General features: G+C 76.1%; 14 protein-coding genes and 1 pseudogene. 13 read left to right on the plus strand and 2 right to left on the minus strand.

Annotated elements, in window-relative coordinates; genetic code table 11:
- Positions 1-599 (minus strand): annotated as a pseudogene (locus V6U77_RS28220) (hypothetical protein); the annotation flags it as partial.
- A 135-nt stretch (positions 600-734) separates the two neighbouring features.
- On the opposite strand from V6U77_RS28220, the gene V6U77_RS28225 reads away from it, so the two are divergent.
- Together V6U77_RS28225 and V6U77_RS28230 are read left to right on the plus strand one after the other, a co-directional pair.
- On the plus strand, positions 735-1,751 hold the full coding sequence (locus V6U77_RS28225) for a tetratricopeptide repeat protein (RefSeq protein ID WP_334609793.1): 1,017 nt from the start codon (positions 735-737) through the stop codon (positions 1,749-1,751).
- Complete coding sequence (locus tag V6U77_RS28230; protein ID WP_334609794.1) at positions 1,748-2,764, plus strand: HAD-IIA family hydrolase; 1,017 nt, start codon at positions 1,748-1,750, stop codon at positions 2,762-2,764. Before V6U77_RS28225 ends, V6U77_RS28230 begins: the two co-directional genes overlap by 4 nt.
- A 58-nt stretch (positions 2,765-2,822) precedes the next feature.
- On the opposite strand, the gene V6U77_RS28235 is transcribed toward V6U77_RS28230, so the two are convergent.
- On the minus strand, positions 2,823-3,161 hold the full coding sequence (locus tag V6U77_RS28235; protein ID WP_334609805.1) for an SCP2 sterol-binding domain-containing protein: 339 nt from the start codon (positions 3,159-3,161) through the stop codon (positions 2,823-2,825).
- Between the two features lie 113 nt (positions 3,162-3,274).
- Here V6U77_RS28235 and V6U77_RS28240 point away from each other — a divergent pair, with 113 nt between their 5' ends.
- The 11 genes from V6U77_RS28240 to V6U77_RS28290 form a co-directional block, all read left to right on the plus strand.
- The gene (locus V6U77_RS28240) at positions 3,275-3,907 is read left to right on the plus strand and encodes a phasin family protein (RefSeq protein ID WP_334609795.1); all 633 of its coding nucleotides are present in this window, start codon (positions 3,275-3,277) and stop codon (positions 3,905-3,907) included.
- Between the two features lie 28 nt (positions 3,908-3,935).
- Positions 3,936-4,241 (plus strand): hypothetical protein, encoded by a 306-nt coding sequence (locus V6U77_RS28245; RefSeq protein WP_334609806.1) that lies wholly within the window; start codon positions 3,936-3,938, stop codon positions 4,239-4,241.
- Between the two features lie 21 nt (positions 4,242-4,262).
- Positions 4,263-5,123: a TlyA family RNA methyltransferase gene (locus V6U77_RS28250; RefSeq protein WP_334609796.1), complete on the plus strand. Its 861-nt coding sequence runs from the start codon at positions 4,263-4,265 to the stop codon at positions 5,121-5,123.
- Positions 5,124-5,196: 73 nt separating this feature from the next.
- The gene (locus tag V6U77_RS28255; protein WP_334609797.1) at positions 5,197-6,081 is read left to right on the plus strand and encodes an NAD kinase; all 885 of its coding nucleotides are present in this window, start codon (positions 5,197-5,199) and stop codon (positions 6,079-6,081) included.
- Between the two features lie 114 nt (positions 6,082-6,195).
- A complete protein-coding gene (recN, locus tag V6U77_RS28260) occupies positions 6,196-7,953 on the plus strand; it encodes a DNA repair protein RecN (protein WP_334609798.1) in 1,758 nt (585 codons plus the stop codon).
- A gap of 119 nt (positions 7,954-8,072) precedes the next feature.
- On the plus strand, positions 8,073-9,251 hold the full coding sequence (gene steA / locus V6U77_RS28265) for a putative cytokinetic ring protein SteA (RefSeq protein ID WP_334609799.1): 1,179 nt from the start codon (positions 8,073-8,075) through the stop codon (positions 9,249-9,251).
- Positions 9,252-9,278: 27 nt separating this feature from the next.
- Positions 9,279-10,217, plus strand: a complete 939-nt coding sequence (locus V6U77_RS28270; RefSeq protein WP_334609800.1) for a copper transporter — start codon at positions 9,279-9,281, stop codon at positions 10,215-10,217.
- A gap of 61 nt (positions 10,218-10,278) precedes the next feature.
- Positions 10,279-11,145 carry a hypothetical protein gene (locus V6U77_RS28275; RefSeq protein ID WP_334609801.1) on the plus strand — a complete coding sequence of 289 codons (867 nt, stop codon included), beginning with the start codon at positions 10,279-10,281 and terminating at the stop codon, positions 11,143-11,145.
- Between the two features lies 1 nt (position 11,146).
- Entirely contained in the window at positions 11,147-12,847 is a 1,701-nt protein-coding gene (murJ, locus tag V6U77_RS28280) for a murein biosynthesis integral membrane protein MurJ (RefSeq protein WP_334609802.1), read from the plus strand.
- Positions 12,848-12,902: 55 nt separating this feature from the next.
- Positions 12,903-14,063 (plus strand): glycosyltransferase family 4 protein, encoded by a 1,161-nt coding sequence (locus V6U77_RS28285; protein ID WP_334609803.1) that lies wholly within the window; start codon positions 12,903-12,905, stop codon positions 14,061-14,063.
- A partial coding sequence (locus V6U77_RS28290) for a hypothetical protein (protein ID WP_334609804.1) occupies positions 14,060-16,311 on the plus strand: 2,252 nt, incomplete at its 3' end. The genes V6U77_RS28285 and V6U77_RS28290, both read left to right, overlap by 4 nt.

Genomic DNA, 16,311 nt, shown 5'->3' on the forward strand with positions numbered 1-16,311 from the left:
GCGAGGGCGGTTTCCGTGGCGGTGACCGTCGCGAGGGTGGTTTCCGGTCGGGTCCGCCGCGTGAGGGCGGCTTCCGTGGCGGTGACCGCGAGGGCGGTTTCCGTGGCGGTGACCGTCGCGAGGGTGGTTTCCGGTCGGGTCCGCCGCGTGAGGGCGGCTTCCGTGGCGGTGACCGCGAAGGTGGTTTCCGCGGTGGTGACCGTCGTGAGGGTGGCGACCGTCCGGGTGGTTTCCGTGGCGGTGACCGTCGTGAGGGCGGTGACCGTCCGGGTGGCTTCCGCGGTGGCGACCGCGAGGGCGGTTTCCGCGGTGGGGACCGTCGTGAGGGTGGCGACCGGCAGGGTGGTTTCCGGTCGGGTCCGCCGCGTGAGGGTGGCTACCGTGGCGGCGACCGCGAAGGTGGTTTCCGCGGTGGTGACCGTCGTGAGGGCGGCGATCGTCCGGGCGGGTTCCGGGGTGGTGACCGTCGTGAGGGCGGCGATCGTCCGGGCGGGTTCCGGGGCGGCGATCGACGCGAAGGTGGCGACCGGCAGGGCGGTTACCGTGGCGGCGACCGCGAAGGTGGCTACCGGGGCGGAGAACGCCAGGGTGACCGTCATGAGGGCGGATTCCGGGGCGGAGATCGCCGCGACGAGCGGCGCGAGCGTCCGGAGGCGGAGGACGAGCGTACGGCGGCGCCCGCACTGCCCGACGACATCGCCCCGACCGACCTCGACAAGGACGTCCGCGCCGAGTTGCTCTCGCTGGCGAAGCCGGTCGCCGAGACGGTCGCCCGGCACCTGGTGGCGACGGGTCAGCTGATCGACGAGGACCCGGCCGAGGCGCTGGCGCACGCGCTGGCGGCCCGTCGGCTGGCGTCCCGGATCGCCGCCGTCCGCGAGGCGGTCGGCTTGGCCGCGTACCACGCAGGGGAGTGGCAGACCGCGATCGCGGAGCTGCGCACGTACCACCGGATGAGCGGGTTGCAGAGCCACCTGGCGGTGCTCGCGGACTGCGAGCGGGCGCTGGGCCGGCCGGAGCGGGCCATCGACCTGTTCCGGGGCGCGGACCGGGAGAAGCTGGACCAGGCCGTGGCGATCGAGCTGCTGATCGTGGCGGCCGGGGCGCGCGGCGACCTGGGCCAGAAGGACGCCGCCGTGGCGATGCTCCAGGTTCCCGAGCTGACGGCGGAGACGGCTGAGCCGTGGACGGCGCGGCTGCGGTACGCGTACGCCGACGGGCTGCTCGCGGTCGGTCGTCGCGACGAGGCCCGCGAGTGGTTCTCCCGCGCTGCCGATGTCGACACGGAGGGCGAGACCGACGCCGCCGAGCGGCTGCTGGAGCTCGACGGTGTGGTGATCGAGGGCGACGAGGAGGACGAGGAGTCCGCCGAGGCGATCGCCTCCGGTCCCGGCACCCCCGGTGCCGTGCCGGCCCGACCGGACGCCGACCTCGGCGGCGACGCGGACCTCGGGGACAACGACGCGGATCTCGGGGACGACGAGAACCTCGACGGCGACGCCGGTCCCGCAGACCACGCGGAGCCGACCGACGAGGGCACCGACGAGCGGCGCGACGCGTCGGGGACCCCCGACGAGCGGCAGGACGAGGCCGCGGTCGCGGCGGTCCAGGCGGACGACCTGGCGGACGACGAGCTGACGGACGACGAGGCGGGCGCCGTGGCCACCGGGCCGACCGGCGACGACAGCGGGACCGCCACCGGTGGTGGCGAGCCCACCGCCGACGGCGGATCGGGCGCCGCGCAGCGATGACGACGGATGCCGGGGAACGGCTGGTCGACGGGTACGCCCTGGTCGTCTTCGACCTGGACGGCGTGATCTACCTGATCGACCGGCCGGTCCCCGGCGCGGTCGAGGCCGTCGGTCGCCTGCACGCGGAGGGCCGGGCGGTGGCGTACGCGACCAACAACGCCTCGCGCCGCTCCAGCGAGGTGGCCGACCTGCTCACCGGGATGGGCGTGCCCGCCCGGCCCGAGGAGGTGCTCACCTCCGCGGCCGCCGCCGCCGAGCTGCTTCGCGACCGGCTCCCCGCCGGCGCCGCGGTGCTGGTCGTCGGCACCGAGGCGTTGCGGGCCGAGTTGCGCGCGGTGGGGCTCACCCCGGTGTCGCGGGCCGACGAGTCGCCGCTGGCGGTCGTGCAGGGCTTCGGCCCGCAGGTCTGCTGGGCGGACCTGGCCGAGGCGTCGGTGGCCGTACGCGCCGGCGCGACCTGGGTCGCCACGAACACCGATCCGGCCCTGCCCAGCGGCCGGGGACCACTGCCGGGCAACGGTGCCCTGGTCGCCGTGCTGCGCACCGCCCTCGACCGGGAGCCCGACGTGGTCGTCGGCAAGCCCGAGCCGGCGCTGTTCACCACGGCGGCCCACCGCGCCGGGCAGGGCCGGACGCTGCTGGTCGGCGACCGGTTGGACACCGACATCGAGGGTGCCCGGCGGGCCGGCCTGGACAGCCTGCTGGTGCTCACCGGCGTGAGCGACGCGGCCGAGCTGCTCGCCGCCCCGCCGCACCGCAGGCCCACGTACGTCTCGATGGACCTGGCGGGGCTCTTCGACCCGGCGGCCGTGGTGCGGGTCCCGGGTCCGGCGGACGCCGGTGGATGGTCGGTGGCCGCGCGGGACGGCACGCTGGAGCTGTGCGGATCGGGCCGCGCGCTGGACGCCCTGGCGGCGCTCTGCGCGGCCGCCTGGTCGGCGCGGCCGGCGCTGGTCCGTGCCGGGTCGACCGAGGCGGAGAGGGCACTGGTCGAACTCGGCCTGTCCGGCTGACCGCCGCCGGCGGACCCCGCGCCGACGACCACCGGCACGCTCGCCCGCCGGCGGTCCCTCAGAGCAGCTTGCGCAGCTTCATGAGGTCGAGCGGGTTCGCCTTGATCGACACCCGTCGGGAGGCGACCGCGCGGGTGACGTCGAGCTCGCCCCGGACCAGCGCGAGCAGGTCGTCGCTGGCGGTGCTCAGCGCGATCTTGGCCTTCGGGTCGTCGCCGTCGGCCAGGTCGACCAGGCGACCGCCGGAGAGCCGGCCGTGGAAGGCGGTCTCCAGGTCGGTGATCCGGCAGGCCAGCGTCCGGTCGAAGTCGACCTTCTCCCGCACCGTCTCCGCGTTGCGGTCCAGCCGGGCCGCCAGATCCCGCAGCGCCTGCCGGCATTCGTCCACGCTGGCCACGATCGCCTCCTCACCGCTCGCCACGCCGTCCCCGGCACCGTACCGCACAGGCTGTCACACGGTGCCCGGTAGCGTGGCACCTGCACACCCCCGCCCCGCGGAAGGAATCAGGCATGCAGGACGCGTGGCGCGCCTACCTTGAGCTGGCCATGGGCCTCACGGAGGCGCCCCGGAAGAAGGCCCAGGACGCGGTACGCCGGGCCGTCGGCTCGGGCGGGGCGACCGCCGCCCAGCTGCAGTCACTCGCCGAGGAGCTGGTCTCCACCGGCGCGGCCAACCGGGAGGCGCTGACCAAGCTGGTGCGCTTCGAGGTGGACCGGGCCCTCGGCGCGGTGGGGCTCGCCACCGCCGACGAGGTCGCCGAGCTGACCCGACGGGTGCACGAGCTGGAGCGTGAGCTCCGCGACGCCAAGGCGACCCTCGGGGGCCCGTCGCCCGTACCCGCCGAGTCGTCGTCCGCGGGCCCCGCCGAGCGGTCGTCCGGCGGCGTGGCGGTGCCGTCGTCCGCAGGCCTCGCGGCGTCGGCGGCTCCGGGCGCCGCCGAGCCGGCCGTACCCACCGCGGCTGCCCCCGCTGCGGTCGCGACACCGGCCGTCGCCAAGAAGGCGGTCGCGAAGAAGGCCGTCGCCAAGAAGGCGGTGGCGAAGCGGGCGCCGTCGGCCCTCGCCCCCGCCGAGGGTGGCGCGGAGCCGGTCCGGCCGGCGAAGAAGGCGCCCGGCAGGCGGCCGCCGGAGGGCGAGGCATGACCCGCCCGGCTACGGCCGGGAGCGGGTCGTGACCGGCCCCTTCCGCCCCGGCCCGCCGCCCGGTCCCCGCCCCGGCCCGTCCGACGCCGGCCATGGACCCGCCGGCGCCGTCCGGCCCGGCCCGCCGCCCGGTGTCCGGCCCGGTCCGCGCCCCGGCCCGCCGTCGCCGCCCGACCCCGACCTGGATCTCGACGCCGACCGGCACCCCGCCGTGGAGGCGGCCGTGCGGGCGATGGCCAACGCCGCGACGCTCGCCCCGGCCGACCAGATCGCGCAGTACGAGGCGGCGTACGAGACGCTGCGGGAGACCCTCGCCACCATCGACCAGGCCTGAGCGACCGGAGAAGAACCACGCATGGCACGTCGTAACCGGCTGGACGCCGAACTCGTCCGCCGCGGCCTGGCCCGTTCCCGGGAACAGGCCGCCGCGCTGGTGGAGGCCGGCCGCGTCCAGCTTCGCGGGGTGCCGGCCCGCAAGCCCGCCGCGATGGTCGATCCCGCCGATCCGCTCCTGGTCACCGGCGAGGACCCCGGCTCGGAGTACGTCTCCCGGGGCGGGCACAAGCTGGCCGGCGCGCTGGCCGCCTTCGCCCCCGGCGGGCTGACGGTCACCGGCCGGCGGTGCCTGGACGCGGGCGCCTCCACCGGCGGCTTCACCGACGTGCTGCTGCGCGCCGACGCGGCGGAGGTGGTCGCGGTCGACGTCGGCTACGGGCAACTCGCCTGGCCGCTGCGCAACGATCCCCGGGTGCGGGTCTTCGAGCGCACCAACGTCCGTACGCTGACACCGGAGGTCATCGACGGCCCGGTCGACCTCACGGTCGCCGACCTGTCGTTCATCTCCCTGCGGCTGGTGCTGCCGGCGCTGGCCGGCTGCACCCGGCCCGACGGGGACCTGGCGCTGATGGTCAAGCCGCAGTTCGAGGTCGGCAAGGAGCGCGTCGGTGCCGGCGGAGTGGTCCGCGACCCGCTGCTGCGGGCGGAGGCCGTGCTCGACGTGGCCGCCGCGGCGGCCCGGCTCGACCTCGGCCTGGCCGACGTGGCCGCGAGCCCGCTACCGGGGCCGAGCGGCAACGTCGAGTTCTTCGTATGGTTACGCCGGGACGCACCACCGGCAGATCCGGAACGGGTGCGCGCGGTGGTGACCGCCGGGCCGGGTGGCCCGGCGCCGTCCGGCGACCAGCCGGACGCGGCGACGGAGGAGGTGGCCGGGTGACTGAGCTGGCGAGCCCCGCGGTCGTGGGCGTGCCGCGCGCGAGCCGCGCGGGCGTGACGGGACGGCGGTCCCGGTGAGCCGCACGGCCCTGCTGGTGACGCACACCGGGCGCCGGCGCAGCACCGAGCACGCCCGCGCCGTCGCCGCCGACCTCATCTCGGCCGGCTTCGAGGTGCGGGTCGTGGCCGAGGAGGCCGACGACCTCGACCTGCCCGGGGCGGTCCCGGTGACCGGTCTGGAGGCCGCCGAGGGCGCGGAGATCGTCTTCGCGCTCGGCGGGGACGGCACCTTCCTGCGCGCGGCGGAGCTGGCCCGCCCGGCGAAGGTGCCGCTGCTGGGCATCAACCTCGGCAAGGTCGGCTTCCTCGCCGAGGCCGAGATCGACGACCTCGACAGCGCGGTACGCGACGTGGTCGAGCGGAACTACCGCGTCGACGAGCGGCTCACCCTCGACGTGACCGCCGAGTTCGACGGCGGCCCGACGATCGAGTCCTGGGCGCTCAACGAGATCAGCGTCGAGAAGGGCGAGCGCGCCCAGATGCTGGAGCTGCTGGTCGACGTGGACGGCCGCCCGCTGTCGCGGTACGGCTGCGACGGGGTGGTCTGCGCGACCCCCACCGGCTCGACGGCGTACGCGTTCTCCGGTGGCGGGCCGGTGGTCTGGCCGGAGGTGGAGGCCCTGCTGCTGGTGCCGATCAGCGCGCACGCGTTGTTCAGCCGGCCGCTGGTCACGGCGCCCACGTCCACGTTCGCCATCACCGTCGACCCGTTCACGACCCTCGCGGTGATGTCCTGCGACGGCCGGCGGGTCTACGACCTGCCGCCCGGGGCGCGGGTCACCGTACGGCGCGGCGCGCTGCCGGTGCGCGTCGTGCGGCTGCGGGACCGCCCGTTCACCGACCGGCTGGTGGCGAAGTTCGACCTGCCCGTGCACGGCTGGCGCGGAAACCGCCGCTGACCCGGGACCGGGCCGGTGCCGGCCGGGCCGCCGCGTGCGGGTCGGCGGGCGGACGCACCGGCGTGCCCACGCCGGCTGGTCAAGTGTCGGGGGCCGCGTCTACTGTCGGTTGCTGTGCTGGAAGAGCTGCGCATCACCGGACTGGGCGTCATCGAGGACACCACGCTGCCGTTGACCGGCGGCATGAACGTCATCACCGGCGAGACCGGTGCGGGCAAGACCATGGTGGTCACCGGCCTCGGCCTGCTCTTCGGGGGGCGTGCCGACGCCGGACGGGTCCGCGCCCAGCCGGGGCGGGCGGTGGTCGAGGGCCGGCTGCGGCTCGAGGGCCGCGTCGCCGCCAGCGTGCACGCGCGGATCATCGACGCGGGCGGGGAGCCCGACGAGGACGGCTCGGTGCTGTTGAGCCGCACCGTCACGGTGGAGGGCCGCTCCCGCGCGCACCTGGGCGGGCGGAGCATGCCAGTGTCGATGCTCGGTGAGGTGGGCGAGCAGGCGGTGGCCGTGCACGGCCAGTCCGACCAGCTGCGTTTGCTGCGTCCGGCCGAGCAGCGGGCCGCACTGGACCGGTTCGCCGGCCCGGAGCACGAGAAGCTGCTCGACGCGCTGCGCGAGACGTACGTCCGCTGGCGCGCGGTGGTCGACGACCTGACCGACCGGCGGCGCAACGCCCGCGAGCGCAACCAGGAGGCCGACCTGCTGCGGCTCGGCCTCGACGAGATCACCCGGGTCGACCCGCAGCCCGGCGAGGACGACGAGCTGAAGGCGGAGGCGCAGCGGCTGGAGCACGCCGAGGGGCTGCGCACGGCGGCGCAGGTGGCCCAGCAGTGCGTGGCCGGCGGCGTGGAGGCCACCGACGAGACCCCGGACGCGACGGCGCTGCTCGGCACGGCACGGCGCACCCTGGAGGCGCAGGCCGGCACCGACCCGGCGCTGGGCGAGCTGGCGGGGCGGCTGGAGGAGGCCGCGACCCTCGTCACGGACGTCTCCGCCGAGCTGTCGACCTACCTCGCCGCGCTGGACGCCGACCCGGCGAGGTTGCAGACCGTCTACGAGCGGCGGGCGGCGCTGCGCGCGCTCACCCGCAAGTACGCCGACGACGTCGACGGGGTGATCGCCTGGGCGGAGCATGCCCGCGCCCGGCTGTCGGACCTGGACACCTCGGACGACCTGCTCGACGAGTTGGACCGGGAGGCCGCCCGGCTGGCCGGCGAGGTGGCCGACCTGGCCGGCCGGGTGTCGACGTCACGGCAGGAGGCGGCGTCCCGCTTCGCCGAGCAGGTCACCGTCGAGCTGGCCGGGCTGGCCATGCCGCACGCCCGGATCGAGGTGGCGGTGCTGCCCCGCGCGGCCGGCCGCGCCGAGCCGACCCTGCCGGTCAACGGCACCGAGGTCGGCGTCGGCCCGGACGGCGGCGACGAGGTCGAGCTGCGCCTGCTGGCCCACCCGGGCGCGCCCTCGCTGCCGTTGCAGCGCGGCGCCTCCGGCGGTGAACTGTCCCGGGTGATGCTCGCCATCGAGGTCGTCTTCGCCGGCTCGGGCGGGCCGCCCACGCTGGTCTTCGACGAGGTCGACGCTGGCGTCGGCGGCCGGGCCGCGGTGGAGATCGGCCGCCGGCTGGCCCGGTTGGCCCGCAGCCACCAGGTGCTGGTCGTCACCCACCTGCCGCAGGTGGCCGCGTTCGCCGACCGGCACCTGGTGGTGGCGAAGGACACGGGCGGGGCGGTCACCACGAGCGGGGTCCGGGTGGTGGAGGACACCGAGCGCGCCCGGGAGCTGGCCCGGATGCTCGCGGGTCTGCCCGACTCCGACCTGGGTATCGCGCACGCCGAGGAACTTCTCGCCGTGGCGGCCCGGGAAAGGCGCCCGTGAGGCCGGCGATTGTGAGCACAGGCACACCGGCCTGCGCGGTAGTGTGCTTCCCTGGGTAGGCGGCCCTGCTCAGGCATGTCGCGACAGAATTGCCTGCCTCACATGCCAGGATGGTCACGATGCGTCTACCCACGTTGCGCCGGACCCGGAACGCGGAACCGGGCAGGATCCTCGGCACCGCGCGCCTCGACCGCCGGACAAAACGCCTGGTCGGCCGGCTCCGCCCCGGTGACATCGCGGTCATCGACCACGTCGACCTCGACCGTGTCGCCGCCGACTCGCTCGTCGCCGTCGGCGTCGGCGCCGTGCTCAACGCGAAGCCGTCGGTCTCCGGCCGCTATCCGAACCTCGGGCCGGAGGTGCTGGTCGCCGCCGGCATTCCACTCCTGGACGACCTGGGTGAGGGCGTCTTCGAGCGGATCCGCGAGGGCGACACCGTCCGGGTCGAGGGCAACACCGTCTTCGTCGGCGACGAGCCGGTGGCGCACGGCAGCCTCCAGGACGCCGAGACGGTGGCCAAGGCGATGGCCGACGCCCGGGAAGGGCTCTCGGTGCAGTTGGAGGCCTTCGCCGCCAACACGATGGACTATCTGCGCCAGGAGCGCGACCTGCTCCTCGACGGCGTCGGCGTGCCGGAGATCCAGACCGAGATGCAGGGGCGGCACTGCCTGATCGTGGTGCGTGGCTACGACTACAAGGCCGACCTGGACGTGCTGCGCCCCTACATCCGCGAGTTCAAGCCGGTCCTGATCGGCGTGGACGGCGGCGCGGACGCCCTGGTCGAGGCCGGCTACACCCCGGACATGATCATCGGCGACATGGACTCGGTCACCGACGACGTGCTGCGCTGCGGCGCCGAGGTGATCGTGCACGCCTACCCGGACGGCCGGGCGCCCGGCCTGGCCCGGGTCAACGGCCTCGGGGTGCCGGCGGTGACCTTCCCGGCGGCGGCGACCAGCGAGGACCTGGCCATGCTGCTGGCCGACGAGAAGGGCGCCTCGCTGCTGGTCGCGGTCGGCACCCACGCCACCCTGGTCGAGTTCCTCGACAAGGGGCGGGGCGGGATGGCCTCCACGTTCCTGACCCGGCTCAAGGTCGGTGGCAAGCTGGTCGACGCCAAGGGCGTGAGCCGGCTCTACCGGCAGAGCATCTCCGGATCGTCGCTGCTGCTGCTGGTGCTCTCCGCGATCGCGGCGATGGCCTCGGCCGTGGCGGTCTCCACCGTCGGCAAGGCGTATTTGGGCGTGGTCTCCGAGTGGTGGAACAATTTCGTGTTCCAGCTCGAACAGCTTTTCTAGCGTCCCACCGATCAAGAGGCTGCAGGTGTGATCAATTTCCGGTACCACGTGGTGTCCCTGACCGCTGTCTTCCTAGCGCTGGCGATCGGGCTGGTGGTCGGCACCGCCGCCCTGAACGGCCCGGTGGCCGACTCCCTCAAGGAGAACGTCAACGGGCTGCGCAAGGACAACCAGCTGATGCGCCAGGCGGTCCAGAACATGGAGAAGGAGCTGGAACTCGAGGAGGAGTTCGCAGCCCAGATCGCGGAGGTCGTCCTGCCCGGCACGCTCACCGGCAAGCGGGTGCTGGTGGTCAGCCTGCCGACGGGGCGTGACCACACCGAGGGCGTGGTCAAGATGCTCCAGCTCGCCGGGGTCCAGATGACCGGCCGCATCGACCTCCAGGACAAGTTCATCAACCCGGACAACAACAACAACCTGCTGGAGCTGGCGGTCGACGCCGCTCGCCCCACCAGCGCGCCGACCGCCGGGTTGCCCGGCAACGGCCACGGGGTGGAGACCTCCACCGCCCTGCTGGCCAGCGTGCTGCTCGACCGGGCGCCCGGCGCGACCCCGGTCAGCGAGGCCGACCGGCGGGCGGTGCTGGCCGCGTACACCAACGCCAACTACCTGACCACGGAGAAGGGGGTCACCGGGGCGGCGGAGGCCGTCGTGGTGGTCAGCGGGCAACCGTACGTGGACAAGGACTCGGCGAAGAAGGACGAGTCGGTGCTCATGGTCGCCGAGCAGTTCGACCAGGCCGGGACCATCGTCGTCGGCGGCAACGGCTCGGCCGGGGGAAACCTGGTGGCCGCCGTCCGGAGCGACCCGGTGCTGGTGCAGACCATCTCCACGGTCGACAACGCCAACACCAACCAGGGGCAGCTGGTCACCGCCCTCGCGCTGGTGCAGCAGGTCACCGAGAAGAAGGCCGGTCAGTACGGCGTCGGCGACAACGCGACCCTGCTGCCTAGACTGCCCCAGTGAGCGAACGACGTACCCCGGGGTCCGGATCCACGTACTGCCACGGTCGACGGGAGGGACGCGCGTGAGTCTGCTCGGTCGACTGCTGATCGCCGGTGCGGGTGCCGCCGCAGCCCGCTACGCGCTGCGCGAGGTGCGCACCTCGCCGGCCGGGCCCGCGCTGGAACGCACCAACTTCCGTGGCCGCACGGTGAGCCTGGCCGCCGGCCCCGCCCTCGCCGCAGGTGCCGCCGCGGCGGGCGCGTTCGGCGCATCCAGCGGCCCGTCGGGTGCCGCCGCCCTGTTCGCCGGGGCGGGTGCCGGCGCGGTCGGCCTCTACGACGACGTGGTCGGGGCGCGCCCGGAGCAGAAGGCGGCCAAGGGCTTCGCCGGCCACCTCGCCGCGCTGCGGGAGGGCCGGATCACCGCGGGGATGGTCAAGGTCGTCGGAGTGGGGGCCGCCGGCCTCGGTGCCGCCGCGCTGCTCGCCGCCGACGCCCGGGTCGCCGGGCACCGGCGCCGCCAGGGCCAGGGCCCGCTGGGCAGGGGCGTCGACGTGCTGCTCGGCGCCGGGGTCATCGCCGGCACCGCGAACCTGCTCAACCTGCTCGACCTGCGCCCCGGCCGGGCGCTGAAGTCCGGCCTGCTGCTCGGCGCCCCGCTGGCCGGCGGCCCGCACGGCGGGATCGCCGCCGGTGCCGTCGGCGCCGCCGCCGGGCTGCTCCCCGCCGACCTCGGCGAGGACGTGATGCTCGGCGACAGCGGCGCGAACGCGCTCGGCGCGCTGCTCGGGGTGGCGCTCGCCGCGCGTACCGGGCCGCTCGGGCGGGCCGGGCTGCTCGCCGTGCTCGCCGGCCTCACCGCGGCCAGCGAGAAGGTCAGCTTCACCCAGGTCATCCAGCGCACCCCCGGGCTGCGCGAGCTCGACGCACTGGGCCGACGCGCCGACTGACGTGACGACCCCGGCACCCCTCGCCGGCGCCGGCCGCGTCGCCGGAGCGGCCGCGCTCATCGCCGTCCTCACCGTCGCCAGCCGGCTCGCCGGCTTCGGCCGTACCGCCGTGTTCACCTGGGTCGTGCAGAAGAGCGACCTCGGCGGCATGTACGTCATCGCCAACACCGCGCCGAACATCATCTTCGAGATCGTGGCCGGTGGCGCGTTGGCGAGCCTGGTCGTACCGCTGCTGGCCGCGCCGGTCGCCGCGGGCGACCGGCGCGCGGTGTCCGCCACCACCGGGGCCCTGCTCACCTGGACGGTCACCCTGCTGGTGCCGCTGGCCGTCCTCGTCGCGGTGGCGGCGGGCCCGATCGTGTCGCTGCTCAGCGACGGGCGCTCCGAGGCCGAGCTGGCGGCCGGGGCGCGGATGCTGCGGGCCTTCGCCCCGCAGTTGCCGCTCTACGGCGTCGGCATCGTGCTCACCGGGGTGCTCCAGGCACACCGCCGCTTCGCCTGGCCGGTGATCGCGCCGCTGCTGTCCAGCCTCACCGTGATCGGGGTCTACCTCGCCTTCGGCGGCGCCGAGGGACGGGGCGCGAGCGTGGCGCAGGTGAGCCGCGGCAGTGAGCTGATCCTGTCCGCCGGCACCACGCTCGGTGTGGTGGTGCTGTCGATGTCGCTGCTGATCCCCTTGCGCCGGTTGAATCTGCGACCACGCCCCGGATACGCGTTCCCGCCCGACGCCCGGGCACGGGTGGGCGGGTTGGCGGTCGCGGGGGCGGTCACCGTCACCGCACAGCAGCTCGCGCTGCTGGTGCTGCTCAACCGGGTGTCCGGCGGCCCGACCGGTTCGCCGCAGGTGTTCAACCTGGCCCAGACCATGTACCTGCTGCCCTGGGCGGTGCTGGCGGTGCCGCTGGCGGTGGCGGCGTATCCGACGTTGGCGACGGCCGCCACGTCGGGGCGGGACGACGACTACCGGCGCACGCTCTCCTCCACGGTGCGCGGGGTGCTGCTGTTCAGCTGCCTCGGCGCGGCGGCGCTGGTCGGCACGGCCGCGCCGGTCGCCGCGTTCTTCTACCCGGGCGACCCGGGCTCCACCGCGGCGGCCATCGTCGGCTTCGCCCCCGGGCTGCTCGGCTACGGCCTCTTCGCGGTGCTCTCCCGCGCCCTCTACGCCCGGGGCGACACCCGCCCGGCGACCGTCGCGATCACCATCGGCTGGCTGGCGGTGCCGGTGGTGGCGGTGCCACTCGCGGTCCTGCTGCCCGTGGCGGACCGGGTGTTCGCGGTCGCCCTGGCCAACTCGGTCGGGATGGTGCTGCTCGGCGGGCTGCTGCTCCTCGCGGTGCGCCGCGCGGCCGGGCCTCCCGCGCTCGCCGGCGCCGCCCGCGCCGGCGCCGCCGGGCTGCTCGCCGGAACCCTGGCGGCACTCGCCGGAACGGCCGTCGCCCGCTGGCTCGACGCGGCCTCCGACGGCACCCCGACGACACCGGGCGCACTCGTGCAGGGCATGCTGTCCGGAGTCCTGGTCGGCGTCGTGTTCCTTGCCGTCGTCTGGCTGGTCGACCGGCGGGACGTGACGCCGCTGCTCACCGGGGTGCTCCGGCGGCTGGGCAGGGCGGGCCGGCGTGGGCCGGCGGCCCCCGCCGATGGGACGGGCGAGGGCGACATCCCCCCGGAACGGGGTGGCGGGAAGGAGACGGTGTCCCGGTGAGCGGGTGCAGGACGGGTGACCGACCGACGGCGACCGACGGGCGGGGGTGGTCGCGATGACGGCACCGGTCCCCGACTGGCGCGGCACGGTGGCCCTGCTGCTCGCCTCCAGCACCGGCGGCGTCGGGCAGCACGTCCGCTCGCTGGCCCGGGGCCTGACCGCCGCGGGCGCCTCCGTGCTGGTCTGCGGGCCCGCCGCGACGCAGGAGCAGTTCGACTTCACGGGCACCGGCGCGCGCTTCCTGCCGGTGGAGATCCCGGCCAGCCCGACCCCGGCGGACGCCCGGGCGGTCACCGCGCTGCGCCGGGCGCTCGCCGCCGAGCCGGTCGACGTGCTGCACGCCCACGGCCTGCGCGCCGGGCTGGTCGCCGTGCTCGCCCGGCCCGCCGCCCCGCTCGTGGTGACCTGGCACAACGCGGTGCTCGCTGGCGGCCTACGGGGCGGCGTGTCCCGCCTCGTCGAGCGGGTCGTCGCCCGCGGCGCCCGGGTGGCGCTCGGCGCCTCCGCCGACCTGGTCGAGCGGGCCGCCGCGCTGGGCGCGTCGGACGCCCGGCTCGCCCCGGTCGCCGCGCCCGCACTGCCCGCGCCGCGCCGCCGCCGGGTCGCCGTCCGCGCCGAGTTCGGCGTCGCCCAGGACCAGCCGCTGATCCTCTCCGTCGGGCGGCTTCACCCGCAGAAGCGGTACGACGTGCTCGTCGACGCGGCCGCCCGGTGGCGTAACCGGACACCGGCGCCGGTCGTGGTGATCGCCGGCAGCGGCCCCGCCTACCTGCCGCTGGCCGCCCGGATCTCCGCCGCTCGGGCCCCGGTGGCCCTGCTCGGGCACCGCACCGACGTGGGGGACCTGCTCGCCGGTGCCGACCTGGCCGTGGTGACCAGCGACTGGGAGGCCCGTCAACTCTTCGCGCAGGAGGCGATGCGGGCCGGCGTACCGCTGGTGGCGACGGCGGTCGGTGGCCTGCCGGAGCTGGTCGGCGACGCCGCGTCGCTCGTGCCGCCGGGCGACGTGGACGCCGTCGACGCGGCCGTGCGCGCCCTGCTCGACGACGAGGCCGGGCGGGCCGAGCTGGGGCGGCGCGGCGCCGCCCGGGCCGCGACCTGGCCCACCGAGGCGGACACCCTCGCTCAACTGGCGGCGCTCTACGCCGAGCTGGCACCGGATGCCGCCGGCCCGCCGGCCCCCGGCGCCGAGGCCCCGTCGACGGGACGCCGGTGATGCGCAGAATCGCCCCGGTCCTGCTCACCCTCGTCGTGGTGGCGCTGGGCATCACCGCGCTGACCGCCCGCCCCGACCGGGAGGCCCCCGGGCGCACCGCCGACTTCGTGGTGCTGGTCGGGGTGGCCGGGCTGCGCTGGGAGGACGTCGATCCGCAGACCACGCCGACGTTGTGGCGGATGGCCCAGGACGGTTCGATCGGCTCCCTGTCGGTCCGGTCCGCGCACCGCCCGACCTGCCCCGTCGACGGCTGGCTGACCCTCGGCGCGGGCAGCTACGCCGCCTGGAACGGCAGCCGGCAGACCGGGGGCTGCCCACCGGCCCAGGTGACCGTCGAGCAGCCCGACGGCATCGGCGCGAACCTGCCCGACCAGGAGAGCGTCGTCCTGCACAACCAGGAGAAGCTGCCCTGGGGCACCGTGCCCGGCGCGCTGTCGGAGTCGGTGCGTTGCTCGGTGGCGGTCGGTCCCGGCGCGGCCGTGGCCGCCGCCCGGCCGTTCGGCCGCGTCGACCGCTACGCGCCGGCGCTGCCCGCGAACCCGGCGGACCTGCTCGGCTCCTGCGTGCTGAGCATCGTCGACGTCGGCACGGTGGCCGGCGAGGACCCGGCGGCCCGGGCCTCGGCCGCGCGTGAGGCGGACACCCGCCTGGCCCGGGTGCTGGCCGCCCGGCCGCCCCGCTCGCTGGTGCTCGTCGTCGGGGTGTCCGACACCGAAGCCCCGTCGCGGCTGCACGTCGCCGTCGCCGACGGGCCCGGCTGGGAACGCGGTTGGCTCACCTCCGCCAGCACCGGCCGCGAGGGCTACCTGCAGCTGGTCGACCTCGCGCCGACCGCGCTCACCGCGCTGGGCCGCCCGATGCCCGAGCGGCTCTTCCTCGGCCGGCCGGCCGAGTCGGTCGGCGGTCGGCCGGCGGACCTCGCCGCCGCGATCGCCGCGCCCGCGGACGCCGACCGGGAGGCCGCCGCCCAGCGTCGGGTGGCGGACTGGTTCTTCACCCTGCTGGTCGGCGCGCAGGTGCTGCTGGCCGTGGCGGTGCTGCCGATGCTGCGTCGGGCCCGCCGGCACGCCGGCCCGTACGGCCCGGAGCCGGTGTCGCGGCGGGTGGTGGCGGTCATGGAGCTGCTGCTGATCGCGGCGGCCCTCGCCGTCCCGGCCGCCCTGCTCGCCGACGCGGTGCCCTGGTGGCGCGGGGAGCACGCCGGCGTGTACTTCGCCGGGGTGACCGTGCTGCTGCTGGTCGCCGCGACCGTCGCGGTCCGGCTCGCGCCGGGGTACGCGGGCACCCTCGGCCCGCTCGGTGCGGTGGCCGGCCTGACCGCGCTGACCGTGGGCATGGACGTGCTCACCGGCACCCGCCTGCAGCTCAACGGGGTGGTCGGCTACTCGGCCCTGGAGGGCGGCCGGTACGCCGGACTGGGCACCGTCGGGCTCGGCGTGTTCGTGGCCGGCGCCCTGCTCAGCGCGGGGTGGCTGGCCCAGCGGGTCCGCAGGTCCTGGCGGCCGCCCGTGATGGTGGCCGTGGGCGGCGCCGCCGTGCTGGTGGTCGGCAGCCCGTACCTGGGCGCCGACCCGATCGGCGCGATCGCGCTGACCGCCGGGCTGAGCGTCGCCGCCGCGATCAGCGCCGGCGGCTGGTTGACGATCAGCCGGCTGGCCTGGGCCACCATGGCGGGGCTCGCGCTGACCATCGGCTTCGCGGTGCTCGACCTGCGCCGGCCCGCCGTCGAGCGGGGCAGCCTCGGCCGGTTCCTGGCCGCCGTCGGCGACGGCACCGGCGGGCTCACCGTGCACCGTTCCAGCTCGGCGAACTTCGAGACCCTGGTCAACAGCCCACTGACCGTGCTGGCCCTGGCCGGCGCCCTGCTGGTGTGGTTCGCCCTGCTGCAGCCGTGGGGCGGGCTGAAGCGGCTGTTCGGCATCTACCCGGCGATGCGGGCGGCGATGGCCGGCACCGCCGTCGCCGCCGTGATCGGCGGGGTGCTGGGCGGCGACGCCCTGGACGTCGCCGGGGCGGCCGCGGCCCTGGTGGTGCCGATGGCGGCGCTGGCCGCGCTGCGGGTGCTCGACCACTCCACCGACCGCACGCTGCCCGAGGCGGGCCGCCAGCGCGACGAGGGGCCCGGCGGGACGGGCGGCGGGTCGGACGGCGACGCCGGTGGGGGCGCGGACGGCGACGGACCGGACCGGCCGGCACCGACCGGCGCGGGGGCGGGCGCCGCCCGTACGCCGGGTCCGGGCGCGGAGCC

The sequence above is a fragment of the Micromonospora sp. CPCC 205546 genome (assembly GCF_036902715.1).
GTDB lineage: Bacteria > Actinomycetota > Actinomycetes > Mycobacteriales > Micromonosporaceae > Micromonospora.